Source organism: Pseudomonas sp. LBUM1676 (genome assembly GCF_059695605.1).
Genome location: NZ_CP166777.1, coordinates 6753207 through 6772781 on the forward strand (window position 1 = coordinate 6753207; position 19575 = coordinate 6772781).

The following is a 19575-nucleotide window of genomic DNA, read 5'->3' on the forward strand; positions in this document are numbered from 1 at the left end:
CCCGCCCCTTGCTTTCGCCGATAACCTCTGGCCGTCACCGAAAGATTGGTGACTCGGACGTGCAAGTCCTGAATCGGCACAATCGTTTATGGCTATTCATCGAGCGTTTTTCTATGCTCGCGGATTGTTATGGCGGCTGTGTGTGGGAGACCTTCGGGTCTGCCGGTTTGCCGATTCCGGTCTTGCACACCTATACACAGCTGCCACCTCTTTCGAAGTGCAAGCGAATTGGTGTTAGCCCCTTAATATCGGTACTACTCCAATGATCAAACCAACACCCAACCCCCCAAGACCCAGCCCCCGAAACGGCCATCTCTTCACCGTTTCTCCAGACATCCAGACCGAAGCCCTCTTGGCCAACGCCTCCGAAGACCTGCTGTCCATCAGTGCCATCGCCGCAGACCTGGCCGACGACGTAGAAGGCCGAAGCCGTTCCGTTGCCTTGGCAATCAGCAGAATGGCCGACGGCGTGTATCTACTGGTGGAACGAGCACTGGATCACATCAACTCATCCAATCCGGCGGCACCTCCGGGCAAGGCGTAAAGAGATATCAGGGTTATTCACCTGTAGGAGCGAGGCTTGCCCGCGAAGAGGCCGTGTCAGCCGACATCAATGTCGGATGTCAGTCCGCTTTCGCGAGCAAGCCCGCTCCCACAGGAATCGCTGCCGCGCACCAAGATTGTGTCCGACACAAAATCCTGTAGGAGCGGGCTTGCCCGCGATGGACGAGAACGATTACGCGTACTGCCTTTAAAAATGCGCCGCCTACCTATCCATCGCAAGCAAGCTCGCTTCAGAAACAACACGCGTCATACAGCCCAGCGGCACTCAAACAAATTACAGTTCGAAGCGTGCCATTGCTGGTCGCGGATGCAACATCCCGAAATAAGGGAAGTTTCCCACAGTGGCAAAAGAGCCTTCCTACATCACCCCTTTCAATAACTTGTTAGCGTAATTCGGTAATGGACACCGGAATTATCAACGCACTAACGGGCGAATTGTCAGGAAGACTCTCGAATGTTTTTACTGCACATCGTGCCCACGTGGCACGAGATTGAAAACCGTATAACGCATGAGATGGGGTTCCAGGGAGGAGCCAGCTATCGCACACATTCCAACGAGCCGGCCCCCTCACTCTCTCTCAACATCCGTCGCATCAATAGCGTCAGGTCAGCGTTCATCCAGGCGGAGTGGGAAACTGGCCGCCTATTGAGGCAACGGTTCGCTGACCTCGACATCGCCAGCATCCTCAACGAACTGATCGGCGTCGTCACCCAGATGGCAATGATCGTTGCCGGCAGTGTGCTGACCGGTGGGGCAATCGGTGCAGGTGCAGGCGCGTTTTTGGGCGGGGCTGGCGCCATTCCCATGGGAGCCGCCGGCGCCGCGATGGGGTTGCAAGTCAGCACCTGGATACTGGGGATACTCGGCCTGACGTCCATCGCCGAGTTTTTCGTCGAAGGCTTGCCGCGCATTGGCGAGTATTACCTGACCGGCATCAACATCGCGTGGGAAGGCCCACGCGGCGAGGAAGGGTTAAACCCGTTCGGCCGGGACGATCCGTTCGCCCAAAGAAGCGCCGCACATGACATCGCGCTGGGGCATGTGGAGGTCGTCGCCCTGCTGCTGGGCGCCATCGTTGCTTACATCACCCGTGGACGAGGCAATGCCCACGTCCTTGCCCAGGAAATGCGAGCAAGCCCCAAGGGTGCGCGGCTGGGCGAATGGATGCTCAAGCATGAAGCCGCACTGAAAAAACGACCCGACCTGCAAACCTCGGCACCGCGCAAAGGCGCACTTGGCCCGCAGGACCCGGGGCCACCCGCACACCGTCCATCAGGAAAAGAAAAAGACTCCCCCCGTGACAAACCGAACGCGATGCCGCTTCATAAAGTCGAATGTTTCAAAGCGGACAAGCTGCCAGCGTCTAAAATTGGAGAGTTCGAGCGGCAATTGAAGGGGCAACAGGATGGGCTGAATCGGCTGACGGTTGGTGAGTACCTGGAGAATATTGCTAATCCGGTGAAACGTAGCCAGGCGGCTGCGAGACAAGCTCGCAAAACCTTACAAACCACCTTGCAAAGACGATTTAACGAAGAGTTTTTGCAAACGATGAATGCCAGAGTTGCGAAAGCAGAGAGTGTGAGAAAAGCCAAGGAAACGATGTCAAATCTTGCGGGACTGCATAATCCAGATCTTCGCGCTGGCGGCAGAGATATCATTGCGGACTTCGGTGATCGACAAGTCAACTCCAGCATTGGCCCTCAGTGGAGGCCAAAAATTGCGAATTTGAAAAAGGCCGCAGAGACAGTGCCAGCGACCTTACGCAGCGACGTATATCTCAATGTCAAACTTCACAGATGTTAAGGGGAAAACAATGGATGAGATATTTTCCATTTTTTTGGAGACGTTTGGCGGGCCAGTTGATCGGCAGGAAGTTCCGGCGTCAAGCATCGAGCGATATAAAGGGAAGCTTCCCAATCAGTTGCTGGAATACTGGGCCGAACACGGCTGGTGCGGTTACGGCGAAGGCATTTTCTGGATAGTCAATCCTCAAGAATACGAGGGGGTGGTGGCATCCTGGCTTGAGGGGACGAAATTTGAGGGTTTTGACACCTACCACCTGATTGCCCGTAGCGCCTTTGGCGATTTGTTCCTCTGGGGTGAGAAAACGGGAGCTTCTCTTGACATAACAAGCCACCTTTCTCGTTATGCAACACACACTTCTATATATACAGGAGACCAAATGGATAAGGGCCTTCAGTCCTTCCTGTTGTCGATCGATGTGAATGCTAACGATTATGGCGACCTTTTCAAGCCGGCGAAGAAAAAGCTCGGCACCCTGCGACACGATGAGATGTACGGCTTTGTTCCAGCACTGATGTTCGGAGGCCCGGACACCCTTGGTCATCTAGAGAAAGTAAAGGCAGTGGAGCATCTGACGCTGCTGTCTCAGATCACCGAGCTTCAGCCGTATAGCTTTTCAGATCTTTAAAGCATCAAAGCGCAGACTTCCAAGAAATCACCGATCATTAACACCTATCTCATTGTCAGATTTCATAAATGTTAAGGAAAAAGCGATGGATGAGGTGTTTTCAATTTTTCTGGAGACGTTTGGCGGACCTGTTGATCGGCAGGAAGTGCCCGCGTCAAGCATCGAACGCTATAGAGGCAAGCTGCCTAATCAGTTGTTGGAATATTGGGCCGAACACGGCTGGTGCGGTTACGGTGACGGCATTTTCTGGATAGTGAATCCTCAAGAGTACGAGGGAGTGGTGGCGTCCTGGCTTGAGGGGACGGAATTTGAAACTTTTGATACCTATCACCTGATTGCCCGTAGCGCCTTTGGCGACTTGTACCTCTGGGGTGAAAAGACGGGATTTTCGATTAAGATAACCAGTGTTCTTTCTCGAGTTGTTATTAAAAAATTCGACATTACGAGTGAGGAGATGGACAGAGAACTACAAAGTTTTGTGCTCTCTAGGAATGTGGACTCCAACGATTATGGCGACCTGTTCAAACCGGCAAAGAAAAAGCTCGGCACCCTGCGTCACGACGAGATGTACGGTTTTGTTCCAGCGCTGATGTTCGGCGGTCCGGACACTCTCGCTTATCTAGAGAAAGTAAAGGCGGTGGAGCATCTGACACTTCTGTCTCAGATCGCCGAGCTTCAGCCCTACAGCTTTTCAGACCTTTGAGAGATCCGCTCAGAAGATCCACAGTCCATCAGCGCCATCGCTGAAGATGTGGACAATTCACACCACTCTGAGCCCTGGCGCTCAGTCGCATGGCCGACGGGGGTGCATTTTGTTGGTGGAGCGAGTGCCGGATCATCTGATGAGCCCGAAATGACGATGGCGGCGCATCGCTCAATATTGATGTCGCCTGACACACCGCCTTCGCTGGCAAGCCAGCTCCTACAAAGACCAGCGTCGTGCCGGATAAAAAATGGGCACCCAACCTCGTTGGCGTGCCCATTTTTTATCCCGCTCTCCCGCTACGCGGAAGTCGGGACGGATTACGGATTAACGCTATCTTTCAAAAATTTACCCGGCTTGAACGCAACGGTATTACTGGCCTTGATTTTCACTGGCTCACCGGTCTGCGGGTTCTTGCCCGTACGTGCACCGCGATGGCGTTGCAGGAAGGTGCCGAAGCCCACCAGCGTGACGCTGTCTTTGCGGTGCAGAGCGCCGGTGATTTCTTCGAGGACGGCGTTGAGAACGCGATTGGCCTGTTCTTTGGTGAGGTCTGCTTTTTCCGCAATTGCAGCGGCGAGTTCTGGTTTACGCATTAGTGAAGCCCCTTTGACGGTTTTTTGTTGTTATGTCCGTGCTGTTCTCGTTGGAACAGCGCCTAAGGCGCCGCAGGTGCTCTACTCTGCGGCAGACGGGAGTGAGGATGGCACGCACGGAAGAGCCGCGCCAGTCTCGGCGCGACCTTTGTAGGGGCAAAAGCGGGGTGATTCCGACAGAACGACCGGTATTTACGCCAGCAGTGGCGGAAGCTCTTTATTCAGTGCGAGTTTTTCCATGACTGCCGCGCCTGTCAGTGCATAACCGAGCAATTTTCCATTGGCATCGCGGCATAAAACCTTCAGGTCGGTGCCCTGCCCTTCGACTGTCCAGAGGCCTTCGGTGCCCCGTGGCGGCGGCGATACCACCAATGGGCAAACCGGGGTTTTCACGGTGATCGGCATGGGGCCATAGCTCACGGCGACGGGATTTCCGGCAAGGGTCTGTGCCAGCGCTCTCGCACAGCTCATCAGGGGCATGACGTACAGAAGATTCAGCCCATCGACCTCGGCGCAATCCCCCAACGCGTAGATATTGGCATGGGAGGTTTTCAGGTGGCGGTCGACCACCACACCGCGATTGACCTGCACGCCGGCAGCGGCTGCCAGGTCGATGCGCGGACGCAGGCCAATCGCCGACACCACCACATCGCAAAGGATGACCTGGCCATCGGACAGATGCGCTTCGAGCCCGTCAGCGACGTGCTGCAGGCGGTTGAGCACCGGCCCGAGGTGGAAACGTGCACCGAGGCTTTCCAGACCGGCCTGGACCGCCGCGGCGGCCGCCGGGTGCAGCAAGGTCGGCATTACCTGCTCGCAGGGTGCGACCAGTTGCACCTCGTAACCGCCGACGATCAGGTCATTGGCGAACTCACAACCGATCAGGCCGGCGCCGAGCAACAACACCCGGCGCTTGCCGGCGGCTGCCACGCGAAAGCGGGCATAGTCTTCCAGGTCGTTGATCGGGAACACACAATCGGCGGCATCACCTTCGATGCGCACGCGCACGGTTTCTGCCCCCCAGGCCAGCACCAGGTCGCGGTAGACCACCGATTCTTCGCCGATCCACAAGCGTTTGTGGCCGGGATCGATGCCGCTGATCCGGGTGTGGGTACGCACTTCGGCCTTCAGCTGTTCGGCCATGGCGCCCGGTTCGGCCATGCTCAGGCCGTCGGCGTCCTTGTTCTTGCCAAAGCCGGTGGAAAGCATCGGCTTGGAGTAGGAGCGTCCGTCATCTGCGGTAATCAATAGCAGCGGGGTTTCGCCATCGAGTTTGCGAAACTCCCGGGCCAGGTTGTAGCCAGCCAGCCCGGTGCCGACGATCACGACAGGTGCGTTCATTCCTTACTCCTCTGGTGTCTTAGTTGATTTCGATCATTTCGAAGTCCATCTTGCCCACGCCGCAATCCGGGCACAGCCAGTCTTCCGGCACGTCCTGCCAGAGGGTGCCCGGCGCAATGCCGTCATCCGGCCAGCCGTCGGCTTCGTTATAGATCAGGCCGCAAACCACACATTGCCACTTTTTCATTCAGGTACATCCTCAGGATTCAGACTTTTGCCGGCACGAACGGTCGATGGTGGGAAGCGCTGCCGTCCGGCTCAGGGGCGTTTTGTACTGATCGGGCCCGACAGATGCAAGCCTGTCGGCACAACGAGGGGCGGATCAATCAAAATCGCCGACTGCCATGGTAAGCTCGCCGCCTCATTTGCGGCCAATAATGACTCACTGTGCAACACTCAAAATCCCCCTGCGCGACGTCGCTCTGGCTTTCCCAAAGCCAACTGGCGCCCCTACCCGACGCGTCTACGCTCGACTGGTTGTTCGATGAAGGTTCGCTGACCCGGCGGCTGACCCGTCTGTCGAATGACGGTTTCAGTGTCACGCCGCTGTTCGAAGGCTGGCAGCCACTGCGCACCGACGAATGTGCCGCGCTGGACCTGGCCGAAGGCAGTGAGGGCTGGGTGCGCGAAGTGTATTTGCGCGGGCATGGCGAAGCCTGGGTATTCGCCCGTAGCGTCGCGTCGCGTAGTGCGTTGCAGGGCGATGGTTTGCATATGGACGAACTGGGCAGCCGCTCGCTGGGTGAGTTGCTGTTTTGCGATCAGGCGTTCCAGCGCCGGGCCATCGAGGTTTGTCACTATCCTCAGGAGTGGCTGCCGGCCGATTCCCGAGCGCCTGGGTTGTGGGGCCGCCGTTCGCGCTTCGACCGGGGCGCCCTGAGCGTGCTGGTGGCCGAGATTTTCCTGCCGACCTTGTGGCGCGCCGCCCGCGCCCATCCGGAGAATTGCTGATGTACCAGAGCCTGCTCAAGTCCCTGAACCGCTTGAATCCTCGGGCCTGGGACTTCATTCAGCTGACGCGCATGGACAAGCCGATCGGCATCTATCTGCTGCTGTGGCCGACGTTGTGGGCACTGTGGATTGCCGGCAAGGGTTCACCCTCACTGACCAACATCGTGATTTTTGTCCTCGGCGTGGTGCTGACGCGGGCCGGTGGGTGCGTGATCAATGATTGGGCGGACCGTAAAGTCGACGGTCACGTCAAGCGCACCGAACAGCGACCGCTGGTGAGCGGCAAGATCAGTTCCAGAGAAGCCCTGGCGTTCTTCGCCCTGCTGATGGGCGTGAGCTTCCTGCTGGTGCTCTGCACCAACGCAACCACGGTCTGGCTCTCGTTTGGCGGCCTGGCGCTGGCGTTCAGTTATCCATTCATGAAGCGCTACACCTATTACCCGCAGGTAGTGCTGGGTGCGGCGTTCTCCTGGGGGATGCCGATGGCGTTCACCGCCGAAACCGGCGAACTTCCCGCCGCAGCGTGGTTGTTGTGGATCGCCAACCTGCTGTGGACAGTAGGCTACGACACGTATTATGCCATGACCGATCGCGACGACGATTTGAAAATCGGCGTGAAATCCACGGCCATTCTGTTCGGCGAGGCGGACCGCGTCATCATTCTGACCCTGCAGGGATTGGCGCTGGGTTGCCTGCTGCTGGCAGGATCGAAATTCGAGTTGGGCGGCTGGTTCCATCTTGGCTTGCTGGCCGCGGCGGGATGTTTTGCGTGGGAGTTCTGGTACACCCGGGGCAAGGACCGGATGCGCTGCTTCAAGGCGTTCTTGCACAACCACTGGGCCGGGTTGGCTATTTTTGTGGGGATTGTGCTGGATTATGGATTGCGCTGAGGCAACGAGGTTAACCGCGCCATGTAGGAGCAAGCTTGCTCGCGATGAACTTGAGGGCGACGCATTTTTCCAGACAGCCCGCGTCATCGTTCACGTTCATCGCGAGCAAGCTCGCTCCTGCAGAAAGCTACATCTTCGGCCCTTGGAGGACGTGCCACTTGTCCATTTTCTTGTCGCCTGTCATGTCTCCTGGCTTCTTGTCCTGAACGAAGTAGTACAGCGGCTTGCCGTCGAACGCCCACTGCATGGTGCCATCGTCACGCTTGATGATGGACCATTTGCCTTCACCCTTGTCGGCCGCAGCGGCTTTCAGCGGTGGCCAGTTTTCCGCGCACTTGCCGGTGCAAGCCGACTTGCCGCCCGAGTCATTGTCGAAGGTGTACAACGTCATGCCCTTGTGGTCGACCAACATGCCGTCTTTGACCATGCCGGGGTCTTCGGCGAATGCCATGGTCGGCAGTGCTAGCGCGGCAGTGACCAGCAGAGCCTTCCAGGATTGAGCGATGTGCTTCATGGAAACCTTCCTTTTGTGGTTGTCAGGATTCGGACTTAGAGCTTAGTTCAGGATCATGACAATCGCCGGGCGACTAAAATACTGTCACACGACTGCAATAATTCCGTTATCTAATGCGGCGCAAGACAGTTAAATGACAAGAGGATTAACGCATGGTTGGCAGGAGCATTCTGATCGTCGACGACGAAGCGCCCATTCGCGAAATGATCGCCGTTGCGTTGGAAATGGCCGGCTACGACTGCATGGAGGCGGAGAACGCGCAGCAGGCCCACGCCATCATCGTCGACCGCAAGCCGGACCTGATTCTGCTGGACTGGATGCTGCCGGGCACGTCCGGCATCGAGCTGGCCCGTCGCCTCAAGCGTGATGAACTCACCGGGGACATCCCGATCATCATGCTCACCGCCAAGGGCGAAGAGGACAACAAGATCCAGGGCCTGGAAGTCGGCGCCGACGACTACATCACCAAACCCTTTTCCCCACGCGAGCTGGTGGCGCGCCTGAAGGCGGTGCTGCGCCGTGCCGGGCCCACCGACGGTGAAGCGCCGATCGAAATCGGCGGCCTGCTGCTGGACCCGATCAGCCACCGCGTGACCATCGATGGCAAACCCGCCGAGATGGGCCCGACCGAATACCGTCTGTTGCAATTTTTCATGACTCACCAGGAACGCGCCTATACCCGCGGCCAGCTGCTGGATCAGGTCTGGGGCGGCAACGTCTATGTCGAGGAACGCACCGTCGACGTGCATATCCGCCGCCTGCGCAAAGCCCTCGGTGACGCCTATGAAAATCTGGTACAAACCGTGCGTGGCACCGGCTACCGGTTTTCTACCAAAGCCTGATCCGGATTTTTCCCGCCCGACAAGCTGACAAGGACGCGCTTCAAGTGAACCAAAACTGGCATGGCACCCTGATCCGCCACATGCTGCTGCTGGTCACCGCTTGCCTGGTGATCGGCCTGATTTCCGGCTATTACGGCTGGAGCCTCGCCGCGGGCCTGGGCCTGTACCTGGCCTGGACCCTCAAGCAACTGCTGCGCCTGCACGAATGGCTGCGCCTGCACAAACCCGATGAAGCACCGCCCGATGGCTATGGCCTGTGGGGCGAAGTGTTCGACAGCATCTACCACCTGCAACGCCGCGACCAACGCGTGCGCGGGCGCCTGCAAGCGGTCATCGACCGGGTCCAGGAATCCACCGCTGCCTTGAAAGACGCTGTGATCATGCTCGACAGCGACGGCAATCTCGAATGGTGGAACCGCGCCGCCGAAACCCTGCTCGGCCTCAAGACGCCCCAGGACAGCGGCCAGCCGGTGACCAACCTGGTGCGTCATCCGCGCTTCAAGGAATACTTCGAGCAGGACAGTTATGCCGAGCCCTTGGAAATCCCGTCGCCGATCAATGATCGCCTGCGCATTCAGTTGTACATCACCCGCTATGGCAACAACGAACACCTGATGCTGGTGCGTGATGTGACACGCATCCACCAGCTGGAGCAGATGCGCAAAGACTTCATCGCCAACGTCTCCCACGAACTGCGCACGCCGCTGACGGTGATCTGCGGTTACCTGGAAACCCTGCTCGATAATGTCGAGGAAGTGAACCCGCGCTGGTCCCGTGCCCTGCAGCAAATGCAGCAGCAAGGCGGGCGCATGCAGACTTTGCTCAACGACTTGCTGCTGTTGGCCAAACTGGAAGCCACCGATTACCCGTCGGATAACCAGCCGGTGGCCATCGACGGCTTGCTGCAATCGATCAAGAGCGATGCCCAGCAATTGTCCGGCCAGCGTAATCAAACGATCACCCTGGAAGCCGATCCGACGATCCTGCTCAAGGGCAGTGAAGCCGAATTGCGCAGCGCATTTTCCAACCTGGTGTTCAACGCGGTGAAATACACCCCGGCCGAAGGCAATATCCGCATTCGCTGGTGGGGCGATGAGCAAGGCGCACACCTGAGCGTGCAGGATTCCGGGATCGGCATCGACAGCAAGCACCTGCCGCGCCTAACCGAACGTTTCTACCGCGTCGACTCCAGCCGCAACTCCAACACAGGCGGCACAGGCCTGGGACTGGCAATCGTCAAACACGTGCTGCTGCGTCACCGAGCGCGGATGGAAATCAGCAGTGTGCCGGGCCATGGCAGCACCTTTACCTGCCATTTTGCGCCGGCCCAGGTCAGCAAATCCCGGGTCATCAGTGCCACCGACTGATACCGGCCAGCACTCGCCACTAGTCAATCACCTGGTCAGCCGCTACATTGGCTGACTTGTGCCTGCCCTTCAGGCACCGCATTGACCCCTTTTCGAATACACGGAACCCGCAAAACTCCATCATGGACCCTTCCCCTGGCTTGACCCTCGCGACACTCTTCGCCGATTTCGGCATGATTCTTTTTGCTCTGATCCTGGTTTTGCTCAACGGCTTTTTCGTTGCGGCAGAGTTCGCCATGGTCAAACTGCGCTCGACCCGGGTTGAATCCATCGCTGAAAAGCACGGCTGGCGCGGACACATTCTGCGCACCGTCCATAGTCAGCTCGATGCCTACCTCTCGGCCTGCCAGTTGGGTATCACTCTCGCCTCCCTGGGCCTTGGCTGGGTCGGCGAGCCGGCGTTCGCGCACATTCTCGAGCCGGTGCTGAGCGCCGCCGGCGTAGAGTCCGCCGAAGTGGTCAAGGGCGTGTCGTTCTTCACGGCATTCTTCATCATTTCGTACCTGCACATCGTGGTCGGTGAGCTGGCTCCGAAATCCTGGGCCATCCGCAAGCCCGAGCTGCTGTCGCTGTGGACGGCGGTGCCGCTGTACCTGTTCTACTGGGCCATGTACCCGGCCATTTACCTGCTCAACGCCAGCGCCAACGCCATCCTGCGGATCGCCGGCCAGGGTGAACCCGGCCCGCATCACGAGCACCATTACAGCCGTGAAGAACTGAAGCTGATCCTGCACTCCAGCCGTGGCCAGGACCCGAGCGACCAAGGCATGCGCGTCCTGGCGTCGGCGGTGGAAATGGGCGAGCTGGAAGTGGTCGACTGGGCCAACTCCCGGGAAGACCTGGTGACGCTGGAGTTCAACGCACCGCTCAAGGAAATCCTGGCGATGTTCCGTCGCCACAAGTTCAGCCGTTACCCGGTGTACGACAGCGAAAGCCAGGAGTTCGTCGGCCTGCTGCACATCAAGGACCTGCTGCTGGAACTGGCGGCCCTGGACCACATTCCCGAATCGTTCAACCTCGCCGAGCTGACCCGCCCACTGGAGCGCGTGTCGCGGCACATGCCGCTGTCGCAGTTGCTGGAGCAGTTCCGCAAGGGCGGCTCGCACTTCGCCCTGGTCGAAGAAGCCGACGGCAACATCATCGGCTACCTGACCATGGAAGACGTGCTGGAAGTGCTGGTGGGCGACATTCAGGATGAACACCGCAAGGCCGAACGCGGGATCCTCGCTTACCAGCCGGGCAAGCTGTTGGTACGGGGTGATACGCCGCTGTTCAAGGTCGAACGGTTGCTGGGGATCGACCTGGACCACATCGAAGCCGAAACCCTCGCCGGGCTGGTCTACGAAACCCTGAAACGGGTGCCGGAAGAGGAAGAAGTGCTGGAAGTCGAAGGGTTGCGGATCATCATCAAGAAGATGAAAGGGCCGAAGATCATTCTGGCCAAGGTGTTGATGCTGGATTGATCGACTGATCCGGGTCGGCGTCGCGCCATTCGCGGGCAAGCCTCGCTCCTACAGATACGTAAATTAACCTGTAGGAGCGAGGCTTGCCCGCGAAGGCGTCCGCCCAAACGACACCTCATTGCTTGCCCAACGCAAAGTTGGGCAACGCCCCCACCGGCTGATTGAACTGGTAGGGAATCGACACCAGCCCCAACCCGGTATTGCGTTGCACCACAAAATGCAGGTGCGGACCGCTGCTGTTACCGGTGTTGCCCGATAGGGCCAGCGCACTGCCCACCGCCACTTTCTGACCTTCCCGTACGCTGACCGATCCTTGCTTGAGGTGCAGGTACACACCCATGGTCCCGTCATCGTGCAGCACCCGCACGAAATTGCCCGACGGGTCGGTGCCGCGCCCGGTCTGACGGTTCTCGGTTTTCACCACCACCCCGCCACGCGCCGCGATGATCGGCGTGCCTTCAGGCATGGCGATGTCCATCGCGTAACGGCTCTTGGCGCCGAAGTGACTGTATTGACCATTGGCGCCCTGACTCAAGCGAAATGGCCCGCCACGCCAGGGCAGAGGATAACGATAAGCCATGGCGGTCCCTGAGGGGTCGCCCAGGGAATACTTGAACTGCGGGGTATACGCCAGCGGCCTTCCCGCTTGCGTCGCCGTGAGCAGCGCCAGGCGAATGTTGCTGCGCGCCGGCATCACCCGGCGGATCGGCCGGCTCGGTGCACCGCTGACGTTCTTCAACCCGGCGAAACTCAACTCTACCTCGACCGGGGCGTACAGGTCGTTGCGCACGAACACGCTGTCCATGCCCTTGAGCTTCTTGATGTCGAGGTACACCTGACGGTCGAGGTGCTCGACCATGCGATCACGAAAAACGAACACCTGGGCGCCCTTCGTGGGGCGGTCGCTGTAGGAGACCACGCCATTGGCGTCTTTGGACTTGTAGATCGTCATGGCCACACCCGAGGTGGAGGCCAGGAAAAGACCACAGAAAAACAGCAGGCGCGCGAGCATGGGCGAGAATCTATCGAGTAAGGCTTGGGGAGGAGCCTAGCAGGTGCAATGGACCGGGGTAGTCGGCAGATGTTTCAAAATCGGCAACCCAGAAGATGTGCGGTGAATATGAGGCCCCCTTCGCCGGCAAGCCGGTCTCGCTCCCACATTGGAATGCATTTCACTTGTGGGAGCGAGACCGCTTGCCGGCGAAGGCGAACTGACAGGCGACGAAGATCAAGCGCCAGGTATGAAATGCTTGTGCGCCGTCCCCCGCGCGATCAACCGGGAGATGTAGTCCAGCTTCTGCACGTCCTGATCAACAAAACGAAACGTCAGTTGCAACCACTCGCTGTCGGGTTTTTGCTCGTGGGCGACGATGGCGTGCAAGTAACCATTGAGGCGAGCGGTTTCAGCGTTGTCGCCCTGCTCCAGGTCGAGCACGGCACTGTCGAGGATTTGCGGCAGGGCGTCGGTGCGCTTGACCACCAGCAGGGCTTCCTTGAGGCTCAGGGCCTTGATCACACACTGCGCAATGCCATTGGGCAGCCGCAGTTGGCCCTGGCCACGACCGCCGCCGGGCGCTGATGACGCCGGCACCTTGACCGGCGGGCTGTTGAGCAGGCCGTGAGACGCTGCGCCAGCCACCACAGCAGCAGGGGCGACGGCCGATGGCGCAACCACGGCAGCCTTTCCGCCCGTCAACGCATTCAGGGAATCATTACCGAAGGCCGAGTTCATTTTGGGCGGCGCGCTGTTCATCAAGGTATCGAGCTTGCCGACCTTGTTCAGTGCCTGCTTGACCTTGGTCAACAACTGCTCGTTGGTGAAGGGTTTGCTGACATAGCCGGAAACGCCGGCCTGAATCGCCTGGACGACGTTCTCTTTGTCGCCACGACTGGTCACCATCACGAAAGGCATGGTCTTGAGGTTGTCCTGCTCGCGGCACCAGGTCAGCAGTTCCAGGCCGGACATCTCCGGCATTTCCCAGTCGCACAGCACGAGGTCGAACGCCTCCCGCGCCAGCAAGGCCTGAGCTTTCCTGCCGTTAACCGCTTCTTCGATCCGGATGCCCGGGAAGTAGTTGCGCAGGCACTTCTTCACCAGGTCACGAATGAACGAGGCGTCGTCCACGACCAACACACTGACCTTACTCATCCACCACCCCTTTAAAAATCCCGGCAAGCCTGCTAACTGGCTGACGGCACATTGCCAAAAACCTGTAGGAGCGAGCTTGCTCCTACAGAACAGCATTTCAGTCACGCCGGGACTTTTCGTTCGCGGGGCGCTGCTTTCGAATGGGTAAGCCGCAAACAAAAACGCCCGGCCAAAGGACCGGGCGTTTTTCTCGGGCAATCTTACATATCGTCAGCTTTACCAGGAACATTAGCGGTTTCACCACTTGTTCCTTCAACTTCTTCTTTCATGCGCTTGAGGCCCAGGTGACGCACGTCGGTGCCGCGCACCAGGTAGATGACCAGCTCCGAGATATTGCGAGCATGGTCGCCGATACGCTCCAGCGAACGCAGCACCCAGATAATGCTCAAGACCCGCGAGATAGAGCGTGGGTCTTCCATCATGTAGGTGGCCAGCTCACGCAGGGCGGTCTTGTATTCGCGATCGATGATCTTGTCGTACTGGGCCACCGACAACGCCAGGTCGGCGTCAAAACGGGCAAAGGCGTCCAGCGCGTCGCGAACCATGTTGCGCACCTGGTCGCCGATGTGGCGCACCTCGACGTAACCGCGCGGCGCTTCGCCCTCTTCGCACAACTGGATGGCGCGACGGGCGATCTTGGTCGCTTCGTCACCGATGCGCTCCAGGTCGATCACCGATTTGGAGATGCTGATGATCAAACGCAAGTCGGACGCCGCCGGTTGACGACGGGCCAGAATGCGCAGGCATTCTTCGTCGATGTTGCGTTCCATCTGGTTGATCTGGTCGTCGATCTCGCGAACCTGCTGGGCCAGGCCGGAGTCGGCCTCGATCAGCGCGGTGACCGCGTCGTTGACCTGCTTTTCCACCAGCCCGCCCATGGCCAGGAGGTGGCTGCGCACTTCCTCGAGCTCGGCGTTGAACTGCGCGGAGATGTGATGGGTAAGGCCTTCTTTACTAATCATGTTGGCGTCCTTGGAGCGTCCGGTAAGGTGCGGTGGACCGCAGCGTCAGTTCAGTGAGCAACCACGGCTTCCTAGCCGTAACGACCGGTGATGTAGTCTTCGGTTTGCTTCTTCGCCGGATTGGTAAACAAAGTATCGGTATCACCGAACTCCACCAGTTTGCCCATGTACATGAACGCCGTGTAGTCGGAAACCCGGGCGGCCTGTTGCATGTTGTGGGTCACGATGACAATGGTGAACTTCGATTTCAGTTCGTAGATCAGCTCTTCGACTTTCAGCGTGGAGATCGGGTCGAGTGCCGAGCAGGGTTCGTCGAGCAGCAGCACTTCCGGTTCCACGGCGATGGTACGCGCGATCACCAGACGTTGCTGCTGACCACCGGACAGGCCCAGTGCCGATTCGTGCAGGCGGTCTTTGACTTCGTCCCACAGCGCCGCGCCTTTCAACGCCCATTCAACGGCTTCGTCGAGCACGCGCTTCTTGTTGATGCCCTGGATGCGCAGGCCGTAAACCACGTTTTCATAGATGGTCTTCGGAAACGGGTTGGGCTTCTGGAACACCATGCCGACGCGACGACGCAGCTCGGCCACATCTTCTCCCTTGCGGTAGATGTTGTGGCCGTACAGGTTGATTTCACCTTCTACGCGGCAACCGTCGACCAGGTCGTTCATGCGGTTGAAGGTACGCAGTAGCGTGGACTTGCCGCAGCCGGACGGGCCGATGAAGGCGGTCACGCGCTGTTTCGGGATGTTCAGGCTGACGTCGTACAGCGCTTGTTTGTCGCCGTAGAACAGGTTCAGGCCCGGCACTTCGATGGCAACGGTTTCCTGCTCGAGGCTCAGGCTCTGTTTGTCGCGGCCCAGGGCAGACATGTTGATGCCGTGGGTATGTGCTTCGTGCTGCATGGGAGGCTCCCTGTGCTGACAAATTCGGTTCGGTTTTTGTGGGAGCCAGCCTGCTGGCGAAGGCATCACCGCGGTTTCAGAGTTAAACCGCAGTGCCTGAATCGCCAGCAGGCTGGCTCCCACATAGAAATCAATGCTGCAAATCAGCTATCCAGCGCTTTGTACTTCTCGCGCAGATGGTTACGGATATAAACGGCCGACAGGTTCAATGTCGCGATCACCAGCACCAGCAGCAGCGCCGTGGCGTACACCAGCGGTCGTGCGGCTTCGACGTTCGGGCTCTGGAAGCCGACGTCATAAATATGGAAGCCCAGGTGCATGATCTTCTGGTCAAGGTGCAAATACGGGTAGTTGCCATCCAGCGGCAGCGACGGTGCCAGTTTCACCACACCCACCAGCATCAGCGGTGCCACTTCACCGGCGGCGCGCGCCACGGCGAGGATCATGCCGGTCATCATCGCCGGGCTGGCCATTGGCAGCACGATCTTCCACAAGGTTTCAGCTTTGGTCGCACCGAGAGCCAACGAGCCCTCCCGTACGGTGCGAGGAATCCGCGCCAGGCCTTCTTCGGTGGCCACGATCACCACCGGCACCGCCAGCAGCGCCAGGGTCAGGGACGCCCAGAGCAGACCCGGCGTACCGAAAGTCGGCGCCGGCAGTGCTTCAGGGAAGAACAACCGGTCGACCGAGCCGCCGAGTACGTAGACGAAGAAGCCCAGGCCGAACACGCCGTACACGATCGCCGGAACACCCGCCAGGTTGTTCACCGCGATGCGGATAATCCGCGTCAAGGCGTTCTGCTTGGCATATTCACGCAAGTAAACCGCCGCCAGCACGCCGAACGGGGTCACGATCATCGCCATGATCAGGGTCATCATCACGGTGCCGAAAATCGCCGGGAAGATCCCGCCTTCCGTGTTCGCTTCACGCGGGTCGTCGCTGAGGAACTCCCAGACCTTGCTGAAGTAGAAGCCGATCTTGGTGAAGGTGCCCATGGCGTTCGGCTGATAGGCGTGAACCACTTTGCCGATGCTGATTTCGATCTCTTTGCCGTTGGCATCGCGGGCCGTCAGGCTGTCACGGTTGAACTGCGCATGCAGGTCATTGAGTCGCGCTTCGATGTCCTGGTAACGTGCGTTCAGTTCGGCGCGCTCGGATTCCATGTCCGCCTGTGCGGTGGCGTCGAGCTGGCCGGCCAGTTCCAGTTTGCGACCGTGCAGGCGGATGCGCTCGAGCCCGGCGTTGATCGCGCCGATATCGGACTTCTCCAGGGTCTTGAGTTCTGCCGCGAGCTCGTTGACGCGAGCCACACGGGTCTGTAACTCAGGCCACGCGGCTTCGCCTTGCGCGATGACCTTGCCGTCCTGTTTGACGTTGACCAGGTAGCCGTAGAAGTTGCCCCACTCGCGACGCTCGATCGCCATCAACTCCGGCGGGGTCTTCTGGTTAGTCAGCCACTCGCCGACGATCCAGGTGAAGTCGTTGCCGTTCAGGTCACGGTTGCCGACCTTGATCAGCTCCCGGGTCATGAATTCCGGACCTTGGTCCGGCACCGGCAGCCCAGCACTTTTCAGACGCTCGCGCGGCACTTGTTCTTTCTGCACCACTTCGCCGATGACCAGGTGATTAGCCTGGCCCGGCACATCGTAGCTGGCGTGGATCAGATCCGCCGGCCAGAAGTGACCCAGACCGCGCACGGCAATGACCGCGAGCAGGCCAATGGTCATGATGACCGCGATGGACACCGCGCCACCGCTGATCCAGACGCCAGGGGCGCCGCTCTTGAACCATCCATTCAGGGAGTTCTGTTTCACAGACTTCTACCTTTCTTAAAGCGACGAGTATTTCTTGCGCAGACGCTGACGAATCAGCTCCGCGAGGGTGTTCATGACGAAGGTGAACAACAGCAGCACCAGCGCCGAGAGGAACAGCACGCGGTAGTGGCTGCCGCCGACTTCCGATTCGGGCATTTCCACCGCGACGTTGGCGGCCAGGGTGCGCAGGCCTTCGAACAGGTTCATTTCCATGACCGGGGTGTTGCCGGTGGCCATCAGCACGATCATGGTTTCACCGACCGCACGGCCCATGCCGATCATCAGCGCCGAGAAGATGCCCGGGCTGGCGGTCAGGATCACCACACGCGTCATGGTCTGCCACGGCGTGGCGCCAAGCGCCAGGGAGCCGAGGGTCAGGCCGCGTGGCACGCTGAACACGGCGTCTTCGGCAATGGAGTAGATGTTCGGGATTACCGCGAAGCCCATGGCCAAGCCGACCACCAATGCGTTGCGCTGGTCGTAGGTGATGCCCAGGTCGTGGGAGATCCACATGCGCATGTCGCCGCCGAAGAACCAGGTTTCCATGTACGGGCTCATGTACAGCGACAACCAGCCGACGAACAGGATAACCGGGATCAGAATCGCACTTTCCCAGCCGTCAGGCACTTTCAGGCGGATGGACTCAGGCAGGCGGCTGAAGACGAAGCCCGCTACCAGAATGCCGATCGGCAAGAGCATCAGCAGGCTGAAGATACCCGGCAAGTGCCCTTCCACATAAGGCGCGAGGAACAGACCGGCGAAGAAACCGAGGATCACTGTCGGCATCGCTTCCATCAGCTCGATCACCGGCTTGACCTTGCGGCGCATGCCCGGGGCCATGAAGTAGGCGGTGTAGATCGCCGCGGCCACAGCCAGTGGCGCGGCCAGCAACATCGCGTAGAACGCGGCCTTCAGGGTGCCGAAGGTCAGCGGCGACAGGCTCAGCTTGGGTTCGAAATCGGAGTTGGCGGCGGTCGATTGCCAGACGTATTTGGGCTCGTCGTAGTTCTCGTACCAGACCTTGCTCCACAACGCGCTCCAGGACACTTCCGGGTGCGGGTTGTCGAGCAGCAGCGGTTGAAGCTTGCCGCCGGCTTCCACGATCAACCGGTTGGCCCGTGGCGAGAGACCAAAGACCCCTTGGCCTTCGACCACTTGATCCACCAGCAAGGTGCGGTGCGCGGTGCTGTGGAACACCCCGAGCTTGCCGGAGGCATCGAGGGCAATGAACCCTTTGCGACGTTCTTCGGCAGTGATCTCAACGATAGGTGTGGTGCCCATCTGGAAGCTGCGGATCTGTTTCAGGCGCAGTTCGCCGTCCGGGTCACGAGCCATGAACCACTGGGCCAGACCACCTTTCGAATCGCCAAGGATCAGTGAGATACCGCCCACCAATTGGGTGCTGGCAGTAATCTCGGCGTCGCCGTTTTCGAGCAACTTGTAGCGACCGTTGAGGCTCTTGTCGCGCAGGCTGAACACGTCGGCCTGGGCCCGACCGTTAATCACGTACAGCCATTGCTGACGCGGGTCGACGAAGATGTTCTTCACCGGCTCGGTCATCTGCGGCAGGTCGATGCGCTTCTGCTCGCTGGTGATTTCACCGGTCATCATGTTTTCTTCGCTGGTCAGCGACAGGACATTGAGCTGCGAACCGGTGGAACCGACCAGCATCAGCGTCGTATCGGTGGCGTTGAGGCTGACGTGCTCCAGCGCACCGCCCGCCTCGTTCAGCGTGATCGGGGTTTCGCCGTACGGGTATTCGATAGCCGGCGAGATGGTCTTCTTGCCGTCCGGGTAGCTGACTTTATAAGTGTGACGGAAGACCAGGGCCTGGCCATTGGAATAACCCACCGCTACCAGCGGATGACCGGGCTGGTCTTCACCGATACTCGTCACATGACTGCCTGCCGGAATCGGCAAATCGACGCGTCTGAGTTCGGCACCACTGTCGATGTCGAAAAACAGCGCCTGGCCTTTATCGGAAACCCGCAGGGCGACCTGGTTCTGCTCTTCCAGGGAAATCATCAACGGCTTGCCGGCGTCTTGCATCCAGGCAGGGGTGATGGCGTCCTGGGCGGTCAG

19 protein-coding genes are annotated in these 19575 nt (G+C 59.2%); 9 read left to right on the forward strand and 10 right to left on the reverse strand.

The features are described 5' to 3' along the window. Positions 1 to 262 precede the first annotated feature (262 nt). From ACA041_RS31310 to ACA041_RS31325, 4 genes are all read left to right on the forward strand, one after another. On the forward strand, positions 263 to 544 hold the full coding sequence (locus tag ACA041_RS31310) for a DUF6124 family protein (protein WP_497439259.1): 282 nt from the start codon (positions 263 to 265) through the stop codon (positions 542 to 544). A gap of 474 nt (positions 545 to 1018) precedes the next feature. After that, positions 1019 to 2368 carry a DUF6861 domain-containing protein gene (locus ACA041_RS31315; protein ID WP_497439260.1) on the forward strand — a complete coding sequence of 450 codons (1350 nt, stop codon included), beginning with the start codon at positions 1019 to 1021 and terminating at the stop codon, positions 2366 to 2368. Between the two features lie 10 nt (positions 2369 to 2378). Next, complete coding sequence (locus ACA041_RS31320; RefSeq protein WP_497439261.1) at positions 2379 to 2996, forward strand: GAD-like domain-containing protein; 618 nt, start codon at positions 2379 to 2381, stop codon at positions 2994 to 2996. A gap of 85 nt (positions 2997 to 3081) precedes the next feature. Beyond that, entirely contained in the window at positions 3082 to 3699 is a 618-nt protein-coding gene (locus tag ACA041_RS31325; protein ID WP_497439262.1) for a GAD-like domain-containing protein, read from the forward strand. A 320-nt stretch (positions 3700 to 4019) separates the two neighbouring features. Here ACA041_RS31325 and ACA041_RS31330 read toward each other — a convergent pair whose 3' ends face one another. From ACA041_RS31330 to ACA041_RS31340, 3 genes are all read right to left on the reverse strand, one after another. Next, complete coding sequence (locus tag ACA041_RS31330; RefSeq protein ID WP_003177201.1) at positions 4020 to 4295, reverse strand: HU family DNA-binding protein; 276 nt, start codon at positions 4293 to 4295, stop codon at positions 4020 to 4022. A 192-nt stretch (positions 4296 to 4487) separates the two neighbouring features. Next, positions 4488 to 5636: an NAD(P)/FAD-dependent oxidoreductase gene (locus ACA041_RS31335; protein ID WP_497439263.1), complete on the reverse strand. Its 1149-nt coding sequence runs from the start codon at positions 5634 to 5636 to the stop codon at positions 4488 to 4490. 19 nt (positions 5637 to 5655) lie between these two features. After that, on the reverse strand, positions 5656 to 5823 hold the full coding sequence (locus ACA041_RS31340; protein ID WP_007954349.1) for a rubredoxin: 168 nt from the start codon (positions 5821 to 5823) through the stop codon (positions 5656 to 5658). A gap of 200 nt (positions 5824 to 6023) precedes the next feature. Between ACA041_RS31340 and ACA041_RS31345 the strand changes: the two genes are divergently transcribed. After that, positions 6024 to 6587, forward strand: a complete 564-nt coding sequence (locus tag ACA041_RS31345) for a chorismate--pyruvate lyase family protein (protein ID WP_497439264.1) — start codon at positions 6024 to 6026, stop codon at positions 6585 to 6587. Beyond that, positions 6587 to 7477 carry a 4-hydroxybenzoate octaprenyltransferase gene (gene ubiA, locus ACA041_RS31350; protein ID WP_497439265.1) on the forward strand — a complete coding sequence of 297 codons (891 nt, stop codon included), beginning with the start codon at positions 6587 to 6589 and terminating at the stop codon, positions 7475 to 7477. The genes ACA041_RS31345 and ubiA overlap by 1 nt, the downstream gene beginning before the upstream one ends. A 127-nt stretch (positions 7478 to 7604) precedes the next feature. On the opposite strand, the gene ACA041_RS31355 is transcribed toward ubiA, so the two are convergent. Continuing rightward, positions 7605 to 7991, reverse strand: coding sequence for a COG4315 family predicted lipoprotein (locus tag ACA041_RS31355; RefSeq protein ID WP_497439266.1), 387 nt, complete (start codon positions 7989 to 7991; stop codon positions 7605 to 7607). 152 nt (positions 7992 to 8143) lie between these two features. Between ACA041_RS31355 and phoB the strand changes: the two genes are divergently transcribed. From phoB to ACA041_RS31370, 3 genes are all read left to right on the forward strand, one after another. Continuing rightward, positions 8144 to 8833 (forward strand): phosphate regulon transcriptional regulator PhoB, encoded by a 690-nt coding sequence (gene phoB, locus ACA041_RS31360; protein WP_497439267.1) that lies wholly within the window; start codon positions 8144 to 8146, stop codon positions 8831 to 8833. A gap of 44 nt (positions 8834 to 8877) precedes the next feature. After that, positions 8878 to 10200 (forward strand): phosphate regulon sensor histidine kinase PhoR, encoded by a 1323-nt coding sequence (gene phoR, locus ACA041_RS31365; protein WP_497439268.1) that lies wholly within the window; start codon positions 8878 to 8880, stop codon positions 10198 to 10200. Positions 10201 to 10322: 122 nt separating this feature from the next. After that, positions 10323 to 11663, forward strand: a complete 1341-nt coding sequence (locus ACA041_RS31370; protein ID WP_497439269.1) for a hemolysin family protein — start codon at positions 10323 to 10325, stop codon at positions 11661 to 11663. A 115-nt stretch (positions 11664 to 11778) separates the two neighbouring features. On the opposite strand, the gene ACA041_RS31375 is transcribed toward ACA041_RS31370, so the two are convergent. The 6 genes from ACA041_RS31375 to ACA041_RS31400 all read right to left on the reverse strand — a co-directional run bounded on the left by ACA041_RS31375 (position 11779) and on the right by ACA041_RS31400 (position 19542). Next, positions 11779 to 12675, reverse strand: a complete 897-nt coding sequence (locus ACA041_RS31375; protein ID WP_497439270.1) for a peptidoglycan DD-metalloendopeptidase family protein — start codon at positions 12673 to 12675, stop codon at positions 11779 to 11781. A gap of 216 nt (positions 12676 to 12891) precedes the next feature. Continuing rightward, the gene (locus tag ACA041_RS31380; RefSeq protein WP_497439271.1) at positions 12892 to 13812 is read right to left on the reverse strand and encodes a response regulator; all 921 of its coding nucleotides are present in this window, start codon (positions 13810 to 13812) and stop codon (positions 12892 to 12894) included. 200 nt (positions 13813 to 14012) lie between these two features. Beyond that, the gene (gene phoU, locus ACA041_RS31385) at positions 14013 to 14774 is read right to left on the reverse strand and encodes a phosphate signaling complex protein PhoU (protein ID WP_497439272.1); all 762 of its coding nucleotides are present in this window, start codon (positions 14772 to 14774) and stop codon (positions 14013 to 14015) included. 71 nt (positions 14775 to 14845) lie between these two features. Further along, on the reverse strand, positions 14846 to 15679 hold the full coding sequence (gene pstB, locus ACA041_RS31390) for a phosphate ABC transporter ATP-binding protein PstB (protein WP_010465315.1): 834 nt from the start codon (positions 15677 to 15679) through the stop codon (positions 14846 to 14848). Positions 15680 to 15822: 143 nt separating this feature from the next. Further along, positions 15823 to 17493, reverse strand: a complete 1671-nt coding sequence (gene pstA, locus ACA041_RS31395; RefSeq protein WP_497439273.1) for a phosphate ABC transporter permease PstA — start codon at positions 17491 to 17493, stop codon at positions 15823 to 15825. 15 nt (positions 17494 to 17508) lie between these two features. Further along, complete coding sequence (locus tag ACA041_RS31400) at positions 17509 to 19542, reverse strand: ABC transporter permease subunit (protein ID WP_497442206.1); 2034 nt, start codon at positions 19540 to 19542, stop codon at positions 17509 to 17511. Positions 19543 to 19575: the final 33 nt, after the last annotated feature.

Coding starts and splice junctions, on each gene's coding strand:
- ACA041_RS31330 (WP_003177201.1), bottom strand. CDS start 4,295: ATGCGTAAACCAGAACTCGCCGCTGCAATTGCGGAAAAAGCAGACCTC.
- ubiA (WP_497439265.1), top strand. CDS start 6,587: ATGTACCAGAGCCTGCTCAAGTCCCTGAACCGCTTGAATCCTCGGGCC.
- ACA041_RS31355 (WP_497439266.1), bottom strand. CDS start 7,991: ATGAAGCACATCGCTCAATCCTGGAAGGCTCTGCTGGTCACTGCCGCG.
- ACA041_RS31335 (WP_497439263.1), bottom strand. CDS start 5,636: ATGAACGCACCTGTCGTGATCGTCGGCACCGGGCTGGCTGGCTACAAC.
- phoU (WP_497439272.1), bottom strand. CDS start 14,774: ATGATTAGTAAAGAAGGCCTTACCCATCACATCTCCGCGCAGTTCAAC.
- phoB (WP_497439267.1), top strand. CDS start 8,144: ATGGTTGGCAGGAGCATTCTGATCGTCGACGACGAAGCGCCCATTCGC.
- ACA041_RS31320 (WP_497439261.1), top strand. CDS start 2,379: ATGGATGAGATATTTTCCATTTTTTTGGAGACGTTTGGCGGGCCAGTT.
- ACA041_RS31340 (WP_007954349.1), bottom strand. CDS start 5,823: ATGAAAAAGTGGCAATGTGTGGTTTGCGGCCTGATCTATAACGAAGCC.
- ACA041_RS31380 (WP_497439271.1), bottom strand. CDS start 13,812: ATGAGTAAGGTCAGTGTGTTGGTCGTGGACGACGCCTCGTTCATTCGT.
- ACA041_RS31315 (WP_497439260.1), top strand. CDS start 1,019: ATGTTTTTACTGCACATCGTGCCCACGTGGCACGAGATTGAAAACCGT.
- ACA041_RS31325 (WP_497439262.1), top strand. CDS start 3,082: ATGGATGAGGTGTTTTCAATTTTTCTGGAGACGTTTGGCGGACCTGTT.
- ACA041_RS31400 (WP_497442206.1), bottom strand. CDS start 19,542: ATGCAAGACGCCGGCAAGCCGTTGATGATTTCCCTGGAAGAGCAGAAC.
- pstB (WP_010465315.1), bottom strand. CDS start 15,679: ATGCAGCACGAAGCACATACCCACGGCATCAACATGTCTGCCCTGGGC.
- ACA041_RS31375 (WP_497439270.1), bottom strand. CDS start 12,675: ATGCTCGCGCGCCTGCTGTTTTTCTGTGGTCTTTTCCTGGCCTCCACC.
- ACA041_RS31370 (WP_497439269.1), top strand. CDS start 10,323: ATGGACCCTTCCCCTGGCTTGACCCTCGCGACACTCTTCGCCGATTTC.
- ACA041_RS31310 (WP_497439259.1), top strand. CDS start 263: ATGATCAAACCAACACCCAACCCCCCAAGACCCAGCCCCCGAAACGGC.